This window comes from Jiulongibacter sediminis (assembly GCF_001306455.1).
Classification (GTDB): domain Bacteria; phylum Bacteroidota; class Bacteroidia; order Cytophagales; family Spirosomataceae; genus Jiulongibacter; species Jiulongibacter sediminis.
In genome coordinates this window covers 198,744-219,424 of record NZ_LGTQ01000012.1, presented here as the reverse complement: position 1 = coordinate 219,424, position 20,681 = coordinate 198,744, and the positions used below count along the sequence as shown (strand labels likewise).

The 20,681-nt window shown below is 40.9% G+C and carries 17 protein-coding genes; 10 read left to right on the top strand and 7 right to left on the bottom strand.

The features are described 5' to 3' along the window. Positions 1-42 precede the first annotated feature (42 nt). Positions 43-1,449 (top strand): BamA/TamA family outer membrane protein, encoded by a 1,407-nt coding sequence (locus AFM12_RS15910; RefSeq protein WP_055150110.1) that lies wholly within the window; start codon positions 43-45, stop codon positions 1,447-1,449. Between the two features lie 9 nt (positions 1,450-1,458). Beyond that, a complete protein-coding gene (locus AFM12_RS15905) occupies positions 1,459-1,989 on the top strand; it encodes a hypothetical protein (RefSeq protein WP_055150108.1) in 531 nt (176 codons plus the stop codon). Here AFM12_RS15905 and hemH read toward each other — a convergent pair. Further along, positions 1,973-3,013 carry a ferrochelatase gene (hemH, locus tag AFM12_RS15900; RefSeq protein ID WP_055150106.1) on the bottom strand — a complete coding sequence of 347 codons (1,041 nt, stop codon included), beginning with the start codon at positions 3,011-3,013 and terminating at the stop codon, positions 1,973-1,975. The two genes, AFM12_RS15905 and hemH, sit on opposite strands and share 17 nt — an antisense overlap. After that, positions 3,014-3,739, bottom strand: coding sequence for a hypothetical protein (locus AFM12_RS15895; protein ID WP_229308520.1), 726 nt, complete (start codon positions 3,737-3,739; stop codon positions 3,014-3,016). It abuts the gene before it with no gap. Positions 3,740-3,864: 125 nt separating this feature from the next. On the opposite strand from AFM12_RS15895, the gene AFM12_RS20000 reads away from it, so the two are divergent. Next, the gene (locus AFM12_RS20000) at positions 3,865-3,996 is read left to right on the top strand and encodes a hypothetical protein (protein WP_262489877.1); all 132 of its coding nucleotides are present in this window, start codon (positions 3,865-3,867) and stop codon (positions 3,994-3,996) included. 2 nt (positions 3,997-3,998) lie between these two features. Here the strand turns inward: AFM12_RS20000 and AFM12_RS15890 are convergent, their stop codons facing one another. Beyond that, positions 3,999-5,891, bottom strand: a complete 1,893-nt coding sequence (locus AFM12_RS15890) for an amidophosphoribosyltransferase (protein ID WP_055150101.1) — start codon at positions 5,889-5,891, stop codon at positions 3,999-4,001. A gap of 311 nt (positions 5,892-6,202) precedes the next feature. Here AFM12_RS15890 and AFM12_RS15885 point away from each other — a divergent pair, with 311 nt between their 5' ends. Genes AFM12_RS15885 through AFM12_RS15870 form a run of 4 tightly spaced genes read left to right on the top strand, consistent with a single transcriptional unit; the run spans position 6,203 to position 10,802 of the window. Then, positions 6,203-6,913 carry a glycosyltransferase family 2 protein gene (locus tag AFM12_RS15885; RefSeq protein ID WP_055150098.1) on the top strand — a complete coding sequence of 237 codons (711 nt, stop codon included), beginning with the start codon at positions 6,203-6,205 and terminating at the stop codon, positions 6,911-6,913. Between the two features lie 2 nt (positions 6,914-6,915). Beyond that, on the top strand, positions 6,916-7,797 hold the full coding sequence (locus AFM12_RS15880) for an NAD-dependent epimerase/dehydratase family protein (protein WP_055150095.1): 882 nt from the start codon (positions 6,916-6,918) through the stop codon (positions 7,795-7,797). Positions 7,798-7,851: 54 nt separating this feature from the next. Next, complete coding sequence (locus AFM12_RS15875) at positions 7,852-9,336, top strand: hypothetical protein (RefSeq protein WP_055150093.1); 1,485 nt, start codon at positions 7,852-7,854, stop codon at positions 9,334-9,336. Further along, positions 9,333-10,802, top strand: a complete 1,470-nt coding sequence (locus AFM12_RS15870) for a hypothetical protein (RefSeq protein ID WP_055150090.1) — start codon at positions 9,333-9,335, stop codon at positions 10,800-10,802. Before AFM12_RS15875 ends, AFM12_RS15870 begins: the two co-directional genes overlap by 4 nt. On the opposite strand, the gene AFM12_RS15865 is transcribed toward AFM12_RS15870, so the two are convergent. The 4 genes from AFM12_RS15865 to lhgD form a co-directional block, all read right to left on the bottom strand. Beyond that, positions 10,794-12,230 carry an NADH-quinone oxidoreductase subunit N gene (locus AFM12_RS15865; protein ID WP_055150087.1) on the bottom strand — a complete coding sequence of 479 codons (1,437 nt, stop codon included), beginning with the start codon at positions 12,228-12,230 and terminating at the stop codon, positions 10,794-10,796. The genes AFM12_RS15870 and AFM12_RS15865 overlap by 9 nt on opposite strands. After that, complete coding sequence (locus AFM12_RS15860; protein ID WP_055150085.1) at positions 12,231-13,805, bottom strand: complex I subunit 4 family protein; 1,575 nt, start codon at positions 13,803-13,805, stop codon at positions 12,231-12,233. Beyond that, positions 13,802-15,829: an NADH-quinone oxidoreductase subunit 5 family protein gene (locus AFM12_RS15855; protein ID WP_055150083.1), complete on the bottom strand. Its 2,028-nt coding sequence runs from the start codon at positions 15,827-15,829 to the stop codon at positions 13,802-13,804. The genes AFM12_RS15860 and AFM12_RS15855 overlap by 4 nt, the downstream gene beginning before the upstream one ends. Positions 15,830-15,955: 126 nt before the next feature. After that, positions 15,956-17,158: an L-2-hydroxyglutarate dehydrogenase gene (gene lhgD / locus AFM12_RS15850; RefSeq protein ID WP_055150081.1), complete on the bottom strand. Its 1,203-nt coding sequence runs from the start codon at positions 17,156-17,158 to the stop codon at positions 15,956-15,958. 202 nt (positions 17,159-17,360) lie between these two features. Here lhgD and AFM12_RS15845 point away from each other — a divergent pair, with 202 nt between their 5' ends. The 3 genes from AFM12_RS15845 to AFM12_RS15835 all read left to right on the top strand — a co-directional run bounded on the left by AFM12_RS15845 (position 17,361) and on the right by AFM12_RS15835 (position 20,644). Then, complete coding sequence (locus AFM12_RS15845; RefSeq protein ID WP_055150078.1) at positions 17,361-17,588, top strand: hypothetical protein; 228 nt, start codon at positions 17,361-17,363, stop codon at positions 17,586-17,588. Between the two features lie 83 nt (positions 17,589-17,671). After that, on the top strand, positions 17,672-18,733 hold the full coding sequence (locus AFM12_RS15840; RefSeq protein ID WP_055150076.1) for an NAD-dependent epimerase/dehydratase family protein: 1,062 nt from the start codon (positions 17,672-17,674) through the stop codon (positions 18,731-18,733). Positions 18,734-18,946: 213 nt separating this feature from the next. Then, positions 18,947-20,644 carry a hypothetical protein gene (locus tag AFM12_RS15835; RefSeq protein ID WP_131458407.1) on the top strand — a complete coding sequence of 566 codons (1,698 nt, stop codon included), beginning with the start codon at positions 18,947-18,949 and terminating at the stop codon, positions 20,642-20,644. Positions 20,645-20,681 lie beyond the last annotated feature (37 nt).

Genomic DNA, 20,681 nt, shown 5'->3' with positions numbered 1-20,681 from the left:
CTGCAAACAATTATCTTGCAGACTTTTTCAGGAAACTCCTCTATGAGAAGCCCCGGAATTTTCATTTTATTTCTATTAAGCTTTCTGTATAGCAGTAAAGCTGTTTCTCAGCAGGCAGAGTTTGAAAGAGAGCTTTTTGTGGCTTCTATCTCTTTGGAAGGTAATGAAAGAACAAAATCTGCAATAATTTACCGGGAACTAAGTTTTGCCGAGGGTGAGAGTAGGCCGCAGGCAGAGCTGGTCAGTGAGCTTGAGCGTTCAAGGCGTAACATTTTTAATACGAACCTTTTCATTTCTGTAGATGCTGATCTGGAAACCAGGGCAGACAGTGCGTTTGTCACCATTAAGATGAAAGAGCGACTTTATTTGTTGCCTTTACCTATTCTCTATCTGGCAGATCGAAGTTTTAATGAGTGGTGGTATAACCAGGATCATGATCTCAAACGTGTAATTTATGGTCTTCAGCTCAATCATTCAAACCTCTCAGGCAACGGTGATGTTTTAAAACTCAAAACCTACGGTGGATTTATACCCTATTTTGAGCTTTCATACAGTCGACCTTACATTGACAAAAGACAGCGGATGGGCCTCAGTGGTGGAGTTTTCTATTCTACTCAGAAAAGCTTTCCGGTAAGAACATGGGAAGATAAACTTGATTTTATAGATACCGAGGCCAGAAGTCGCCAGAGAAAGGGTGCTTTTGTGGAATATAATTTAAGAAATGCCCTTTATCATTTCCATACCATCTATTTGGGTTATACTCAAACCAGTGTCAGTGATAGTGTAACAGCCATTAACCCTAACTATTTCGGCGATGCTGGCCAAAGATTATCCTATGGTACATTTAAATATGATTACCGTTTTGATAAGCGGGATAATTATATCTACCCGCTCGACGGGCATCTTTTTAATGCTGGTTTGACTTATTTCGGAATGGCCTCCTCTAAAGAAGTCAATTACTTACGTCTTAATGCCGAGTACTTCGGATTCTATCCGCTTGCGGGAAGATTTTATGCCGGAGTAAAAGCCAGGGGACAGCTTTCATTTCCTAAAAAACAACTTTATCCTTTTGTTTTGGGGCTAGGTTATCGTAATTCCCTGGTAAGAGGGTATGAGCTCAATGTAATCGACGGGCAACATTTTGGACTTGTACAAACTGATCTCAAATATCAAATACTCAATAAGACCTTCAATATTAGTAAGTTTTTGAAGCTCAAACAATTCAACTCAGTGCCTGTTGGTATTTATGGAAGGGTGTTTTTTGATACCGGCTATATCCGGAATTTCAATCCTCAATTCAGTAATAGCTCGTTGTCAAACAAGCTGCTTTATGGCTACGGTGTTGGCTTTGATTTGAGTACTTTTTATGACACCGTTTTTAATCTTAACTATTCTGTGAATCAGACCGGATTTAATCGTGTATATTTCGGGATTCAGAGATATTTATAAGCTAATCCAATGTTCCAGATTAAACGTCCTATTCTTTTTGTTGTGCTTGTTTCTGTGGCCTTCTCTTGTAATTCCACTTCTGGTGAAACAGCCGGAGATGATGTCTCAAATGAAGTTCAGGAGGTATCTGCTTATTCCAATAGCCTGATTAATGAAATTCTGGGTGGAGAAGCGACTTTCAGAGGATTTGATTTGGGGCAAAGTCTTCTGGAAATTGAGCAAATTGAAACGCTGGAGCAATTTCAGCAAAGTGAGGATGAACTAGGTTATACCTTTGAAACTCAAAACGATGAGGTCGTAGACATCTACTATTCCGGCGAAAATGGGGAACTGAATGAAATACTGGTTGATATTTATCTCAATTCCGACAGCTTGAGTTCTGATGTAGCCAATGGAATCCGGAATTATTTTACCATGAAATATGGCCAGTCTGTCAAAGACTCTGTTGAAATATGGAACCTCAATGACGAAGAGAGTGTGAGTCTGAAGTTAATTGACAAAAAGCTGGATTCCGGCCTTCAGATTATTTACTCGCGATAAGCTGACCGTTTTCTACTAAGTCTTTCAAAAGGTTAATCCAGTTCTCTGAATCATTCAGGCTTTCCACCAATTGCCAGTGCTGGCCACCATTCTCTTCAAATAATTCCTTATACTCGTCGCCTACTTCAATAGTGGTTTCAAGACAGTCAGCTACAAAAGCTGGCGAGAAGGCCAAAACTTTTTTGATTCCTTTACCGGCAAGGTCTTTTATGGTTTGCTCTGTATAGGGCTGAATCCATTCCTCCCGGCCTAATCTTGACTGAAAACAGGTAGTATATGTGCCTTCTTGCAATCCCAATTCTTTTACCAGTAATCTGGTGGTTTCAAAACACTGGGCTCTGTAACAGAATTGGTTTACTTTACTGATTTGATTGCAGCAGCTTCCCAGTTTACAGTAATTTCCGGTATGATCTCCTTTTTTTATTTGCCTGGCGGGTACGCCATGATAGGAGAAGATAACATGATCAAATTTCTCTTTCTCAAGGTATTTGCGACCATTCTCCACAAAGCCTTTGATAAATAAAGGATGTGCATAAAAATTATTAACCATCCTGATTTCAGGGATTGTCTGCCAGGTATTAATTACTCTATTTACTTCTTCATATACAGAACCTGTGGTAGCTGAAGCGTATTGCGGGAAGAAAGGGATTACGGTTATTCTGGAAACACCTGCTTTTTTCAGTTCATCCAGTTTTGACTCAATGGAAGGGCTCTGGTACCGCATGGCAAGTTTTACCACATACTCATTACCAAGTGCTTCCTGGAGCTGCCTTTCATTCTTTTCGCCATATATCTTAAGTGGAGAGCCCTGTTCTGTCCATAGCTCTTTATATACTTTCGCAGATTTTGGTGATCTGAAAGGGGCTATAATTAGGTTAACCAGCATCCATCTTGGAATAAATGGATAATCAATTACCCGGCCATCCATCAGGAATTCACGAAGGTATTTTCGAACGTCAGGAGTCTCCGGGCTGTCAGGTGTACCAAGATTTACCAGTAAAACCCCGGTCTTAAAATGCTTCATTTATTTCAGGTAAAAAGGTCTTTTGAATTCGGTGTAAACCGTTTTCGGAAGTTTTTTGAATACTTTAATATTAGATAGTTTTCGCTCACCACGGTCGCCACTAAGTAAAACCGAACCGTAACGAACATAGTTTTGCCACGGCAAAGAGAACATCGGTTTTTCATCAGAATAGTTTCTGAAAAAATCCCATTGTGTAACGAGGCCCGTGTTTTTATCAAAATAGATATGATACTTATTGTCAGGCGTTACACCGGTTTCATTAAAGGTTAATTCAATAACATCAGCGGCTTCTCCATTTTGGGTGGCCTTTTCTTTCAAATATTTGCTGCTTACCCCCGGGTCATCCATTTTAAAAGGCATAACAAGCCAGTAAGAGTCGTTGATCCAGATTTCATAGGCGGTCTTCAGGTACTTTTGAAGCGAGTCTGGTTGGGTGTATTCTTCACCGTTTTTAAAGACCCGACCCTCTTTGGTCTGGGTATTTACAAAATAAACGGTGTTTTCATTATTCAGGTCAATTCTGACATCGCCGGAGTATTTATCCCATGTTAAGTTCCTTACCCCGAAGAAGTTCCAGCTGATATGTTGAATATTATCAAAAGCTTCCTGTCCACCCATAGCCATCTCAGCTCTTTTGATGAGGTTTTGAGATTGCTCATCCATATTTTGGGCATGGCTTTTGAAGATTGGAATAATTAAAAGAAGTAAAATTTGGACTTTTCTCATTTTTGCTTAGAGTTTCAGAAGGTAAATCTACCGTAAAATAAATTGAGTCAGACGCATTTTCTGGTCCACAAGGCAATTCCTACTTTTATTTCAATGAATCAACGAACACCAAAATAGTTTCAATTATGAACAAGAATTCAAACAAGGGGAAAGTAAAAGACGTTTCTGATGAGCTTACCATTCATGATTGTCTTAAGCTGATTGGTATGAAAGAGATAACGGCAAACGTTTACTCAACTCATATCAGAAAAAGCTAAGCCTAATAAGCTCTGACCTCTTTACCTTCCATAAAATTGATAAAGGCTTTATTTACAACCTTATTACCACCTTTGGTTGGGTAATTTCCAGTGAAATACCAGTCACCAAGGTTTTTCGGACATGCCTTGTGGAGGTTTTCTACGGTCTGATAAATCACAGCCAACTCTGCTTTCAAATCTTCCGGTTTTAAAATTTCTGCAATCTTTGCCGAAACCTCATGGTAGTCAAACGTATTGTATAGCGTTTGAACAAAATTCTTTTTATGAGCTTTCTTATTCGAGAAGCTTCGCATTGTTTCGTTATACACTTCCTCTTTCATGTACTCAAGGCCTTTCTCTTTCAGAAGAGCCAGCATGGCTCTGTAGGCCACAAACTCCTTCACCTTTGACATATCAATGCCATAACAATCAGGATAACGAATCTGCGGAGCAGAAGAAACTACAACAATCTTTTTCGGTTCTAATTTATCCAGCAACTTAAGAATAGACTTTTCCAAGGTTGTACCCCGGACAATAGAGTCGTCAATCACCACAATCGTATCCTTTCCTTTTCTAACCACGCCCTGAGTCATTTCATAAACATGGGATACCATCTCACCTCTGTCATTATCATTGGTGATGAAAGTTCTCAGTTTAACATCTTTAGAGACTAATTTCTCAAAACGAGGCTTGAAGTTGAGGATTTTCTCAATTCGCTCATCTGAAATATCGTTGCCCTTCAGTTGTTCTTTACGCCACTTGGTCAAATGCTCTTCCATCCCTTCCATAAGACCGAAGAAAGAGGCTTCAGCCGTATTTGGGATATAGGAGAAGATGGTATTTTCTAAATCGTGATCTATCTCTTCCAGAATCTGAGGGACGAGTAATTTGCCGAGCTGTTTTCTCTCCTGATAAATCTCGTCGTCAGCACCTCTTGAGAAGTAGATACGTTCAAAACTACAGGCTTTTCGCTCGGTTGGTTCAATAATATTAAACTCGCCGTATTCTCCGTATTTGTCAATCAATACAGCGTTGCCCGGCTGAAGCTCCTTGATGTCTTCAAATTTGGCTCCGAAGGCGGCCTTTAGCGGAGGTCTTTCTGAGGCAACTACCACCACTTCGTCGTCAGCCCAGTAATAGGCAGGTCTGATTCCGGCCGGGTCTCTCACCACGAAGGAAGAACCGTAACCTGTAATACCCGCTAGAGCATAACCGCCATCAAAATCGCGGCAGGCTCTGTGAAGAACACGTTGAAGATCCATGTTGTCTTCAATGATATCTGATAGGGCCGGATTGTCGTATATGCCTTTGAAACGCTCAAACACTCGTTGGTTTTCTTCGTCCAAAAAGTGCCCTATTTTCTCCATGACAGTTACCGTGTCACCCTGATCTTTCGGGTGCTGTCCAAGTGTAACCAATTTGCGAAAGAGTTCATCGGCATTGGTCATGTTGAAATTACCTGCACATACCAGATTTCGGCTACGCCAATTGCTTTGGCGAAGCATCGGGTGGCAGTTTTCAATTTCATTTTTGCCGTGCGTACCGTATCGTAGGTGGCCAAGCCATACTTCACCCGTAAATGCAAGGTTTTTTTGAAGCCAATCCGCATCCGTGAACTTGTCGGGATCACTTTTCAGAACCGACCTGTATTTTTCGTTCACCCTGCTGAAAATGTCAACAATAGGTCTGTTTTCCACTGACCTGTACCTCGATATATACCTGTTTCCGGCAGGAACATCAATCTTAACGTTAGCAAGCCCGGCACCGTCTTGTCCGCGGTTTGACTGCTTTTCCATTAAGATATACATCTTGTTGATGGGGTAGAGGGGAGTGCCGTACTTTTCGATATAATAATCTAACGGCTTTCTGAGACGAATGAGGGCAATGCCACATTCATGTTTTATAGCGTCACTCATATTAGTAAAAACCTGTAAGAAGAACGTAAAAGTTCTATTGAGATTTTAAAGAACAAAGGTCAGGATAATAAGTGCCTGTGGCAAGGAAAAGTTCTTTTTTTAGGAAGAGGTTTTTCTACTCAGGCAAAAGAAGCGGTAACGAATTATTCTAGTCATTAACAGGGCTTTTAATCAAATGTTTAGACCATTAATCCGTTGGGAATCAGAAATCCCTGTCAAATTGTGATTTAAAGAATGGCTATATGTCTGATTAATCATGTAATTTTGGCCTCAAAGGTGAACATCTGATATCACCGCATTATTATTTTCGAATGACTGATAAGACAATCCCTGAGTTATCCATTGTAATCCTTTGTTACCGTTCCGGTGAGTCCATTTTGGATTTTGCACGTCAAACCAAACAACTCATTTCTTCCCTGACTGATAGTTTCGAGATCGTTCTGGTGGGTAATTATTTTGAGAACTCCGACGACAGAACCAAAGATTACATTTCTCAACTTGAAAAAGAAGACGCCGTTTACAGAGGGATTTGCTTGCCCAAAGAAGGAATGATGGGTTGGGATATGCGAAAGGGGCTTGAGCATTCCCGTGGCGAATATATTTGCGTTATGGATGGCGATGGCCAGTTTCCAATTGACAGTATCTCGCGTTGTTTTGAAAAAATAAAAGAAGGTGGTTACGGATTAGTGAAAACCTACAGAACCACCCGTGGTGATGGTTTATACAGAACGGTCATTTCAAAAATTTACAATACGCTCTTCAAAATCTTATTTCCTCACATCAGAGCAAAGGATATCAATTCAAAGCCAAAGATTCTGACCAGAGAGTGCTACTCAAAACTTAATTTGAAATCAGATGATTGGTTTATCGATGCGGAGATCATGATCAATATCGGTAAACAGGGAGTAAAAATTGCCGAGTTGCCGGTTGAGTTTGAGAAGCTGGCCGGTCGACAGTCTTTCGTTAAGCCAAGTGCCATTATCGAGTTTTTGAAAAACCTCTTCAAATATAGATTTAAGTAAAGATGTCAGCGAAGCTTAAAGTTTTTATAACCGGGCTCTCGTCTTCTTTGCTTCAAAAAGTAGCTGATTTTCTGTCTGAAGATCAGTATGAAATCATTGGACTTACAAGAAAAGACCTGCCTCCTCAGGTAAAGAATGTAAAGTGGGTCAAAGGACAACTGGAGAACCCTGCAAGTTATTCTCAAAGTTTAGCGGGTGTTTCTTTTGTAATCCATGGTGCGGCTCTTACTCATACAACCAAAGAGGAAGATTACTACAAAGTCAATTTTGAAGGGACAAAGCTGCTTGTTAATGAGGCCTTGAAATATGGAGTTAAGCAGTTTGTCCTTATCAGTAGTCGTGCGGCTGTTGAGGGTTCAGGAGGGTATGGAGAGTCAAAACTAGCAGCTGAGAAGTACGTTCAGAAGTCCTTCAAAAATTGGATAGTTTTTAAACCGGGTGAAATCTTTGGAGGTATAAAGTCTGAAGGAATTGAATCTTTGATCGATGACGCCATTCAAAAGAAATTTGTGGTTTACCCCGGCGGAAAAAGCCAAATGTATCCTGTGAGTTTGAATGATACGGCTCGTGTGATATATGAATGGACTTTTGAGAAAAGATGCTTTGGTGAAATTATTACAGTCAATGGGCCAGACGGTTTTACTTACCAGGAGCTCATTCGAAAAATTGCTTCTTATACAGGTCAAAAGCCGATTTTGCTTCCTATCCCAAAGGTGACCATGTACTTAATAAAAGCTGCTTTGAAATTGTTAGGCCTTCGTTTGGGTATTGTTCCTGATCAGGTTGACCGCTTTTATGCACCTAAACCGGTGCAGTATTTGGATTTTCCGTTTGAAAAAATTGACGCCTACCTACTTCAAAAGATAGAGACTGCCGTAAAATAAGGTTTAGCTTTCAGGAGGTGATATGTATTATATTCGCAGAAATTATTCACTGTTATGCGAATTCCGATTTCCCTGATACGGGTGATAACGGTTCTTTATATTTCTTTTTCGCTTTTTCCCTTTTTTCTGGGTTGGGTACGCCCGGTTTATGGAATACCGCTAAGCCTTTTACTAGTATGGGGTTTGTATCAGCATTTCAAAGATCTCGATTTTACGAAAAGAGAGTTTTATCCAACTAAACAACTTATTGGATTTCTACTTATTCTGTTTTTATGGGTTAGTTTCTCCGGTTCAGGCGGTATGGGCTACCAGGTTTCTGACCTTTATAAGAGTAATACTCTGGTAAAAGAACTAACCAATAGAAGCTGGCCGCTGGATTATGATGTGGATGGAAATACAATGTATCTCGCACATTACTTATCCTATTATATCGCTACGCCAACGCTGTTTGGCTTTCTGGGTTTTAAAGCGGCACAGTTCGCCTTATTTTTCTACACCTATTTGGGAGTAGTGTTGAGTTTTTTCTGGATGTATCGTTTTGTTAAAGGAAATCTCATTGGTTTTTCTTTCTTCCTGATCGTATTTGGCGGTGTGACCACACTCTCTATATTGTTGTCGCAGGATACTGGTGTCTTCGAGGTTTTGAAGGATAAGATTCTAAACCACGGCTACTTATTCTGGTTGAATAGTTGGGAGACGATCCCGCTCAATTTTATGTCTGTGACAGACATGCTTTACTGGACCCCACAACATGCTTTGGCGGCTTTTTTGGGTGTCGGCCTGATTCTGAATGATGGTTTTGTCGATGACGATATTCGCTATTTGCCTTTTGTATTATCGCTTCTGGCCATGTGGTCGCCAATGGTGCTTGTCGGGCTGTTTCCATTGCTGGTTTTTGTTTTGTTGAAATTTAAGTTTTCAGGCTTTTGGAATTACAATAACCTTCTGATAGCTCCAGTTCTTTTTCTGGTACAGGCTTCATACCTCCTTTCTATAGAATCCGAGGAATTGGTGAAAAATTTCATTTTTACCGATATGTCTGCTGAAGGAGTAAGTATTTTGAAGCAGGTGGGGATATATCTCTATTTTCTGTTTTTTGAGGTCTTCATTTGGGCTGTTCCGGTTTATTTGATTTTGAGAAATCAACTTGAAAAGGTTGAGCTCAAACTACTGTTCTACGTCGTTTTCATGCTTTCTGTTATTCCGCTTTACCGGTTCGGTCTTTGGAATGACTGGTGCACCAGGGTGTCAATGGGATGCCTTTTGACGCTGGCACTGTTTGGGTACAAAGCTCTGATTTCAGGGAATGGTTATAAGAAGGTAGCTCTTTTTGTTATCCTTATTATGGGGGGCAAAGCTTCTTTGGTCGCTATTGGCGGGTCTGCAAAGCATGCAGGTTACAGGCCCAACTTTTTGAGCCCTGAAGAGCAGCAGGTTTTATCTTTGCCTGAGATTTGTGTGGGTTATCCGATAACACAGTTTGTAGCTCCTGACGACACGTTCTTTTTTAAATATTTGGCCAAAGAAAAAGCCCAATGATAAAACTCAACATAAGGCTGCTTAAACTGGTCAGTTTGTGCTATCTGATCCTGCCGGTATTCGTGTTCTTTTTGACCTGGGTGAAAGTCTGGATTGGGCTTCCGGTAGTTCTTCTTCTTTTCTATGTTTCTTTTCGTTATTCACAAAGTCTTACCGAAGAGAAAGCTTTCGAGATTAACCGGTTTCATTTTTTCGGAGTCTTACTGCTCGCTTTGCTTTGGCTCTCGTACTCGGGGGTAGGAGGCTTTGGGATTAAAATACATGATCATTACAAAATCTATTGTCTGGCCAAGGATATCAGTGAAAACGCCTGGCCGGTGAGCTATCAGTTTGAGGGTAAAAACTATTTCCTTTCTTCTTATCTGGGCTACTTTATATCAGCCCCAGTTTTAGTGGGTTGGATATCTTACAAAGCGATTCATATTTTCCTGTTTCTATATGGTTTTTTGGCTCTGATAATAGGGTTACTATGGCTTATGGTTTTAACAGGAGTAAGGGCTTTCTGGGCCGTTGTCATTTTCATCTTTGTCGGAGGTTTTGATGTTGCCGGTTACATTTTCAGAAATGGCTTAAGTTTTTCTGAGGGAATGCCGCAATTCTACTGGTGGAATTCACTCAATTCGAACGACTATTTGCTGTATCATGGAAGCAGTAACCTTTTGTTCTGGGCAGCTCCGCATGCCCTGCCTGCCTGGGTGGCTTCAGGTGTTTTTTTCTATGATTTATTTAAGCAAAAAGAGATCAGTTGGTCACCGGTCTATTTATTTCCATTGGTGTTCTGGACGCCTTTTATTCTGGTGGGCTTATTGCCTTATTTTGCTTTGAAAGCTGTCATTGGGAATTTTAGAAGTCTTCTTAAAATTGACAACTTTTTACTCCTGATTCCCACTTTTCTTTTGGTTTGGTTTGTGACTTCAGTTGGAGTCGCTGAGCTCGATCAGGGGAATATCTTTCGGAGCATTGCTTCAAAAGGGCAGTTTCTTCAGGTCGTCTTTAACTACAGTTGGTTTGTACTCTTTGAGGTGTTGATCTGGTTTGTTATTGTCTATTTATTGCTCAAAAATTCAATGTTTCTCAGGGAGCATCGAATTTGGTTCGGGCTTTCACTTCTCGTATTAATGGCTCTTCCTCTCTATAAACTGGGTAAATATAACGACTGGGTGCAGCGGGTTTCTATGCCTTCTCTTTTCCTGTTGTGGATTTGGCTTATACGTGGAATTAAGGAGTCAAAATCCTATTTGAAATATATTGCCATACTTTTGATTGCCGTTTCTTCGGCAGATTCATTGACCTATTGGATAACGGGTCTTAAAGAATCAAAAGGAATTCTGGGCTTTAATCCTTTGAAAATTGAAGATGTGAAATCAATGCCTCATGCAGCTAAGGAAAATGATTGGCCTATAGAACAATATCTCGCTCCGGCTGACGCCTCTTTCTTTAAATACGTAGCAAAGCAATCAGAATAACTGGTTTTGCACCCATTGCGGTGCAAAGAAAAGAGCTAAAACCGCAAATGCCAGTATGGTCAAAAGACTCAGTTGAGTCATATTCAACGAGTTTTCTGACTTGTTTTCCGGAGGGGTTTTTAAGAACATGAAATACGGAATCTTGAAATAATAGTAGATCGATATGGCCGTATTGATAAGACCGAAAAGCAGGACCCAAAGCAGAATTTTGTGCCCTCCACCACTGTATTGTTCCCAAACATTAGTGAATACGAGAAACTTGGCCGTAAAGCCAGCCGTTGGCGGTAAGCCGGTAAGTCCGACCATGAAAATAAGACCTATGATTCCAAAGAAAACGAACTTTTGACTCAGCCCGGACATGTCTGAAAATTGGAAGCTTTTGGTTTGTTTCTCCACCATATCCAGCAGCAAAAAGGCCCCTGAAGTCATAAAGATATACACAGCCATATAAAACCCTGATGCCCTCAATCCGGTAATTTCAAGTCCGAGTAACCCAACCAGTAGAAAGCCAGACTGTGCAATTCCTGAGTAACCCATCATTCTCTTGGCATTCTTTTGTGTCAACGCAGAGAAGTTGCCAATCAGAATGGAGAGTAGAATAATTATGGAAAGGATGATTGTATGATCATAAGGAACTGTTTCCAACAATCTGAAAGCGATATACAGACCACCGATTTTAGGTGCAATAGCCAGATAAGAAATTAATGGGGTAGGTGTGGCCTCGTAAACATCTGGTGCCCAGATATGGAAAGGTGCGGCAGAGAGTTTAAATAGTGGACCGGCTAAGGTCATTAGCAGAGCGATTTGCACCATATTACCATCAGAAGTTCCAGAGGTAAGCCCTTGTTGAATACCTGCAAAACTTAGACTGCCCGTTATACCATACAAAAAGGATGCTCCATAAAGCATTAGAGCTGTGGAGGTGGCTCCAAAAATCAGGTACTTAATGCCGGCTTCCAGGTTGTGAGCCTTTTGACGGAAGGCCACCAACATATAAGACGATAAAGACACGGCCTCCATGGCCACAAACATGCTGAGCAGATGACTGGACATCAGTAGAAAACTCAAACTAAACGCAATACCCAGAATGAGAACATAATACTCACCTTCAAGGTCATATTTCATGACTTTAATATGGAGCAAAATGATAGCCGTAGAGATGAGAACAAGGCTTTTACCAAAATGGCTAAAACTACTGTTTTGTATCAGACCATTAAAAAGAAGTGCATCTGAGACAAAAGTCTGTGTTAGAGCAAAGAATGAAACCACTGTCACGATAAGGCTGACGAGCCAGATGACATTTCGGGCCTTTTCGTTTTTTTTAAGAAATGAAATAAGAAGTATAAGCGAGATGAGGCCGGCAAAAAGTAGGAGTTCTACACTAAGCTTGCTTCCGCTTTCCAGGATATGTGAGAGCTGCTGCTGCATTTATTGACCTATGGATTGAAGAAAGAACTCCACGCTCTTATTGGTAACGTCTAATAAAAGTGCCGGCCATACACCATAAAGAATTGCTAGTGCACCAAGGCCGTATAGCAGAATGCTTTCTTTGATGTTCAGGTCATGCATTTGATCTTTTAGGTCCCGATTGACCCAGAAATTCCCGAAAAACATACGTTGTAAAGCCCATAATAAATAGACCGCCGATAAAACAATTCCCAAAACAGCTATGCTTGGAAACCACTTGGATAGGTGCGGACTGCTAAAACCTCCCAGCAATGAGAAAAATTCTCCAATGAAACCTGAAATTCCAGGTAAACCAAGCGAGCCAAAAAAGGCAATAATCACTGCTCCGGTGTAGAGTGGCATTTTTCCTGCCAACCCTCGGTAGTTTTGGATCAAGCGATTGTGTGTACGATCATAAATGACACCCACCACAAGGAAAAGCATTGATGACAGCAGACCGTGACTAAACATTTGGTAAATGGCACCATTGAAACCTTCATTATTAAAGGCGGCAAAACCGAGGAATACAAAGCCCATGTGAGATACCGAAGAGTAGGCAATGAGTTTCTTTAAATCATCCTGTGCAATGGCATTAAAAGCCCCATAAATGATGGAAACTACTCCCAGACCTGCTATCCAGGGAGCAAAATTCAGAGCTTCTTCGGGGAAAAAGCCGATTCCGATTCTCAAAAATCCGTAACCTCCCACTTTCAAAAGAATACCTGCCAAAACCACCGAAATGGAAGTCGGGGCTTCTACGTGGGCGTCAGGTAGCCAGGTGTGAAATGGTACCGCAGGTAATTTGATGCCGAAGCCTACCAGCAAGAGAATGAAAAGAATACTTCTCACTGGCCAGCCAAGCCATTCAATGGAAGAAGACTGATCAAGAACAGAGCCTGAAATATAGTTTTTGGCATCAGCCAAATGTCTGAAATCAAAAGTAAAAGTTGGCGTTTCAGAATTCATCGGAGCATTTACTGATAGTCCCATAGCCAGCATCACTACCAAGATGAATACCGAGCCTACCAGCGTGTAAATGATAAATTTCATGGCGGCATACTCACGCCGCTCACCACCCCAGATACCAATGAGAAAGTACATTGGCAATAGCATAAACTCAAAAAACAGGAAGAAAAGGAAGAAGTCAAGCGATACGAAACAACCGAATATAGAGCTGGTGAGAAGCAGAAAAAACGTATAAAACGCTTTAGGTCTTCGGTCAATGCTCATGGAAGAAACCGCTCCTGCCAGCATTACAATGCCAGCCAGAAGCACCATGGGCAAGCTGATTCCGTCTACGCCCAGTAGGTATTGAATAGAAAAAGTGCCAAAATTGCCGAGATCAAGATTGATCCAGGGTTTTTGCTCCATAAACTGATAGCCGGTAGCACTGCCGTCAAAAGCACGGAAAAGATAGATGCTGATCAGCAAATTAATAATGGAGACTGCAAGAGCGATAAATTTGGATTTTGGCTCCAGACTTTTGGGCAGTAAAACCACTATAAAGCCAGCCAAAAGCGGCAGAAATATGAGAATCGATAACAAATAGTCTGTCATAAACTTGCCAAAAATATCAATAATGCCACAAAGATGATGATTAATACCATCAAATATGATTGTATCTGTCCGCTTTGGATTTTGCGTAATTGTTTGCCGGTTTGCTCTACCAGGCCACTAATGAATTTGATTAAACCATCCACCAGTTTGGTATCCATAAATGAGCCAGTTTTACCTAAACCAATCACTCCTTTGATCAATAGATTCACAGAGCCATCGACGATACCGTTATCAAAATTATGAAGTCCCTTTGAAAGGTTTTTTTGACTCACACCTATTTCATTGACTATGCCATCAAGAGCTTTAGTATCAAAACTACTGACTACATCAGCGATGCCTTTTGACTCCGGTTCTAAGCACAATTCATCTGCGGGACAATGATTGCCAACCAGAGCTGGAGCCACTTTTTTGACATAGAAATGATCGATTCCAAAATGTTCAAGACCAATTTTTTGCCATAAAGAAAGGGGGAAGGTTTTCTCTTTTTTGAATCTCAAATAGGCCAACAGCATTGCCAAAACAGCAAAGGCTAGCAAAGTGTAAGCCACCCAATGATTTTGCTGATGCTCAATGGCAAACCAGCTTGAGAAATAACTATCCTCAAAACTCAATGGGTTGGCGGAATGCATAAACCAGAAAGAAGCCAGCAGTAAGGGAATTAGCGTAAGCTCAAAAAGGTCAGGAAGTTTCCATTGAATTTTCTGATCGTCTCCTCTTAAAAATACCATGGTAAATTGGCGAGCCACATAAAAGGCAGTCATCACAGAGGCAACAATTCCCATTAATGGAATCAGCATAAGCAGAGGGTTGCTTTGTCCGGCAGCCCAATTATATACAGATAGAATAACGGCGTCTTTTGAAAGAAAACCTGAGCTTAACGGAAGTCCGGCTAAAGCCGCCCCGAAAATAATGTAGGCTACAGCCAGCCAGGGTTTTGATTTCAAAAGTCCGCCCATCTCACGCATATCTTGCTTATGATGAAAATGGTGAATCACAGCACCCGCAATCAGAAATAAACCGGCTTTAAAGAAAGCATGAGTAAATAAGTGAAAGATGGCCACGTTTGTAGCTCCCACTCCCATGGCCATCACCAAAAGACCTAACTGTGAAACTGTGGAGTAGGCTAAAACCTTTTTAATATCAAACTGAAAAATGGCCGAGTACGCTGCCAAAACGGATGTGACTGCACCAATGGTAGCGATGACAATACCCGCATCAGGTGTAATGATGAAATCAATTCTGGCCAACAAAAAAATACCAGCTGCCACCATGGTTGCCGCATGAATCAGGGCCGAAACGGGTGTGGGGCCTTCCATGGCATCAGGTAACCAAACCTGAAGCGGAAACTGAGCTGACTTACCCATGCATCCGCAAAAAAGAGTCAATGCCGTTATGGTGAGTAACGAATTATTGGTGGCATTTAAAGCAGATAGCTCGGTAAGGTCAAGTGTTTGGAATTGGAAATAGACTAGTCCTATTCCGATAAGAAAACCGGCATCGCCAATTCTGTTCATCAGGAAAGCTTTCAATGAAGCGTCTGTGGCCGACTTTTTCTCAAACCAGAAGCCGATCAACAGGTATGAACAGAAACCTACGAGCTCCCAAAAAACAAAAAGGAACAGGAGATTGCCTGAGACAACCAGCCCGAGCATGGAGAAAACAAAAAGGTTGAGATAGCTGAAATAGTTACTAAAGCGGAGCTCACCCTTCATGTATTTAGTAGAGAATACCTGTACCAGCAAGGCTATGAATTGCACTAATGTAAACATTAGAATGGTTAGCCGGTTGACCAGTAAACTCACTTCAAATGACGATTGACCCATTTTAACCCAATCAAAACGCAGAACCTGATCATTTTGGAAACCTAGAATCAGCAGTATAGAGAGGATAAGACCTGCCAGATTAATGAAAATACTGAGGAGATTGGTGAGTGTCTCGCTAAGCTTATTTCTGAAAAGTATCAGCAAGGCAAAACCAAGAAGGTACGCGGTGAGATTACTAAAAATGAGCTGAGCTGCCTGCATAACGCTTTTTTTGACGACGCAAAGTAAGCTGTTTGTTATTACTCTACCAATTTAGTAGAGTATTGTTTTCGTTTCGTGGGCAATTTACAGATTTTGAGGTCAAATGGCCATCAAATTCTGTCTGTATCAGTTTAGACGTTTTAAAACCATTTCACTAACCGACTGACCAATGGATAACGAACTGGTAGCCGCTGGAGAAGGAGCATTGCAGACATTGATAGCCTGGGTGTTTTCTATTATAGCAAAATCGTCAAGCAAACCACCGGAATAATCACAGGCTTGTGCCCGCACACCGGCACCTCCTGGAATTAAGTCATCCTCTTTTATTTCAGGAATCAGTTCCTGCAACGCTTTGGTGAAGGCTGCTTTTGAAAAAGAGCGGTAGTATTCGCCCAAGCCGGTACGCCAATATTTTGCTGCTACTTTTTGAAAACCAGGCCAAAGAAGTGTTTCCTTAAGCTCTGAAAACTTAAAATCTGTTTTCTTATAACCTTCACGCCTGAAAGCCAGAACTGCATTTGGTCCGGCTTCAACACCTCCGTTAATCATTCGGGTAAAATGCACCCCTAAAAACGGGAAATTAGGGTCTGGTACAGGGTAAATGAGATGTTTTACCAAATGCTGCTTTTCAGCTTTGAGTTCGTAATACTCGCCTCTGAAAGGTACTATTTTCACATCTATTTTATCCTGCTGCGTCATTTGAGCTACTTTATCTGAATAAAGTCCTCCGCAATTGACCACCAAAGTAGTATCATAACTGCCTTTTGAAGTAACCACCGTTGAAACTCCGTTTACTTCAGAAACAGAATAAACACGTTCATTGAATCGTATTTCCCCATCCATTTCCTGTACTTTCTCCGCGTATTTTTTGGTGACGGCTGTATAGTCAATAATACCAGTTTGAGGTACTTTAATTCCTTTTATTCCGGCTACGTGGGGCTCAATTTCCCTCATTTGATCCACATTGAGGTACTCCAGATTCTCCAAGCCATTTTCGTTTCCTCTTTGATAAAGTGTCTCCAGAATAGGGATTTGCTCTTCTCTGGTTGCCACCACTATTTTACCACAGAGATCATACTCTATGCCTTCCTTATCACAGAAATCGAGTAACATATGGTAGCCGCCAATACAGTTTTTGGCTTTCAGACTGCCCGGCTTATAATAGAGGCCAGAGTGAATAACACCACTGTTATTGCCGGTCTGGTGTTTGGCTGGAGCGTCTTCTTTTTCAAGAACCAGAAGGCGGGTGTTGGGTTTTTGCTCTTTGATTTTCAATGCCGTGGCTAACCCTACAATGCCACCGCCGATGATAATAACGTCGTATCTCATGTATTTCTTTTGGTGCCTGATGCCAATTAACTGGTGTCAGAAGTTATTTTTCAGAAGGCCGACATTTAGCAGCCCTAAGTCCTTTGTCTAATGTCTTACGTCTTTTGTCTTAAATCTTACTTTAAAGATTATGTCCAATAAATTTTGGCTGTTAAGACCCCTGAACTTAAATTTGTGCAAATTTATACTAAGACAAATACGAATGAAACGATTAGGATTTTTATTCCTTCTGGCTGGCGTGGTAGCACTAAGCTCTTGTGATTATCAAAAGAACAATACGATTAAGCAGAAGGATGTAAATGCCGGAAGTGAAAGAATTTACGGGGATGGTCCTGATGCACCAGCTCGTCAATTAAAGCAACAATATGAAGCTTCACCTGAAGATGCTGCCAGACCTACGGCCATCAAGGAAAAGCTTTATGGTAATTAATCCTGCATTTAAATAATAATATTTTTAAAGTGCGAATGGTTTATACAGCCGTTCGCTTTTTTGCTTAATTACATTTCAATCAAATGAACGTAGCAATCGTAACCGGGTCTGCCGGTTTGATCGGAAGCGAATCAGTTGCCTTTATGGCCGATAAGTTTGATCTCGTTATCGGGATTGACAATAATCTCAGAGCTTATTTTTTCGGAGACGAGGCTTCGACAGAGTGGAACAAAAAAAGAATTGAAGATCAATACGCCAACTACAGACATTATCAGGCTGACATTCGCTCTGAAGAGGAAATCGGGAAGATTTTTGCTGAATACGGCAAAGATATCAAGCTGATAATTCACACTGCTGCTCAGCCATCTCATGACTGGGCTGCCCGTGAGCCTTTCATGGATTTTACGGTGAATGCTAACGGAACCCTTGTGATGTTAGAAATGACTCGTCAACATTGTCCTGAGGCGGTTTTTATTTTTACTTCAACCAATAAAGTGTACGGAGATAACCCGAATTTCCTTCCATTGGTTGAGAAAGAAACCCGTTGGGAAATCGCCGAAGACCATGCCTATTTCAAGAATGGTATTGACGAGCAAATGAGCATTGACCATACCAAGCACTCACTTTTCGGAGCTTCAAAAGTAGCTGCTGATGTGCTGGTGCAGGAGTATGGACGCTATTTCGGAATGAAAACCGGGGTTTTCCGTGGCGGTTGTCTGACGGGTCCGAATCACTCTGGTGCTCAGCTACACGGTTTCCTGGCCTATTTGATGAAATGTGCCATTACCGGAAATCATTATACCATTTTTGGTTATAAGGGTAAGCAGGTGCGGGATAATATCCATAGCTGGGATCTGGTGAATATGTTCTGGCATTTTTATCAAAACCCGCGTGTTGCTGAAGTTTATAATGCCGGTGGAGGTCGTTTCTCAAACTGCTCGATGACAGAGGGGATAGCCCTTTGCGAAGAGATTACCGGAAACAAAATGAATTATAGTCTGTCTGACGAAAATCGTATCGGTGATCATATCTGGTATATCTCAGACCTCAGTAAATTCAAAGAGCACTACCCGAACTGGGATTGGAAATACGATCTGAAGACGACCTTGACGCAGATGTACGATAACATTTCGAAGAGGGTGTGACTTCGACTCACTGAGTTCTGCGGACAAGCTCAGTCACCGAGACATGAGATTTCTCACAGAGTCCTGCGGAAAGACATGAGACAAGAGACCTGCCAAGTGGTGGGTCTTTTTTTGTTTCAGACAAAATCTAATCGTTTTCTAATCTTCAGGATTTTGAGATTTCCATTCTGGATATTTTTTTAGGATCAACGAAAGTTAATCCGCTTTCGGTTATTGAGAACTACAAACGCCCTTTTTTCGGGAGCCAATCGCGGAATGAAAAAGGCTGATCAGATTACTAAGAAATTGCACTATCAAGAGGGTTTACTCAAACTCCTTGTAGTGTCGTTCCTTTGTTTTTTCGCTTTCACAATCTATGTGATTTCTGTTCATCGGTTCGCTGTCAACAGTCCATACTTTGACGACTTTTTTTGGTCTTTTGGTTTTATAAATGATTTTCTGGAGGCTGATTCTTTTATTGAACAATTGAAGTTAATTTATCAGCAGTTTAATCAGCATCGTATTATTTACTCAAAACTAGTAATGGTTTCACTGCTCAAGCTTACCGGTGAAATCAATTTCAGAACCTATGTTTGGGTAGGGAATATTAGTTTGTTTCTTTTGGCCGGTCTTTTGAATTACTACTGTATCAGTCGTAAAATGGATATTTTTATACTGGTGCCGGTGAATTTTCTGCTCTTCAATTTCTCATTTTTTCATAACAGTATCCTGAGTTACGGCTTGCCAAATATGGCCGTAATATTCTTCTCTTTTCTTGCATTTTACCTCGCAGACAAAAATCATTTTACTCCGGCCATACTGGTTGGCATAGCCGCCACTTTCAGTAATGGAAATGGACTCCTTGTTTTACCGATTCTATCTTTCCTATATCTTTTAAGGGGGTATTTGAAAAAGTTTTTGATTGTGTTGGGCGTGAGCCTTATTACGATTTTCGCCTATTTCCAGAATTATGAGTTTGACACTGGTGAACTAACACTGGATCTAAGCACAATAAGCTTTGGAATTGATTTTTTAGGTGGTTTTTACGAGGCTGAGAGTCATATGATTCGCTGGTGGTTGACCGTTCTATTAATTGCCATGAACGTTAGTTTGTGGCTGAGAGTGGTGGTCAAAAACGTCAAATACTCCGACTTTCTCCTTGGTTCTTTTTTATTTGTATGTGGTACAGCGTCTAAAGTAGCCTTGGTTCGGGCCATTCATAACTTTTCCATTCCTTCATGGTATAATCAGTATTCGTTGCTCTTTTTCGTAATTACTTTATTGTTTCTATACGAGAATTTCAGTCAGACAAGTCCAAAGTTCAAAATTGCTCTGTTACTCTTATTTGCTCTTATTGGAGTGAAGAACTTGTACAAATCCTACACACGTAACATTCCAAGAGCAAGTCATGTCAGCTCTGGCTTAAAAGCTGATTTGATGAATTATCAAAAAAACAATAAGTGGTCATTGATGGATTCACAAATCGGTTGGTCGAATTATCACAGATTCAATGAAATAACTCATGATTTTGTGGACCACGGGATATTTAACCTTGCCTCGCATCAAATTTCCGAATGGGACACCGTAAAGGTTAATTCTATGTTTACAGTGGATTCTGTATCTCATGATTATATCGAAATATTTATCCAGGAAGAAATACTCCCTTCAAATTCAGATACCGAATATTTTGCAAGTATGATAAACACAAAAACACTGGAAAGCTACTTCATAGGTGTTCTGTATAATATTGACCATCGTTTTTTTATCAATCCGGCTACACAAGAAGTTGTTCCGACTATGTTTATTTCGGCTGATAAGTATTTTCAAGAGGCGGTTAGTGCGGGGTTCTATCGACTGGCATTGCATGAAGTCTCAGAGGTTAATCAAAAGGTCTACCTTTCTGATCAAAACATTTACATCGATAATTGGTGATTCTTTTGCCCACCCAAAATGGATTAATACCTTAAGA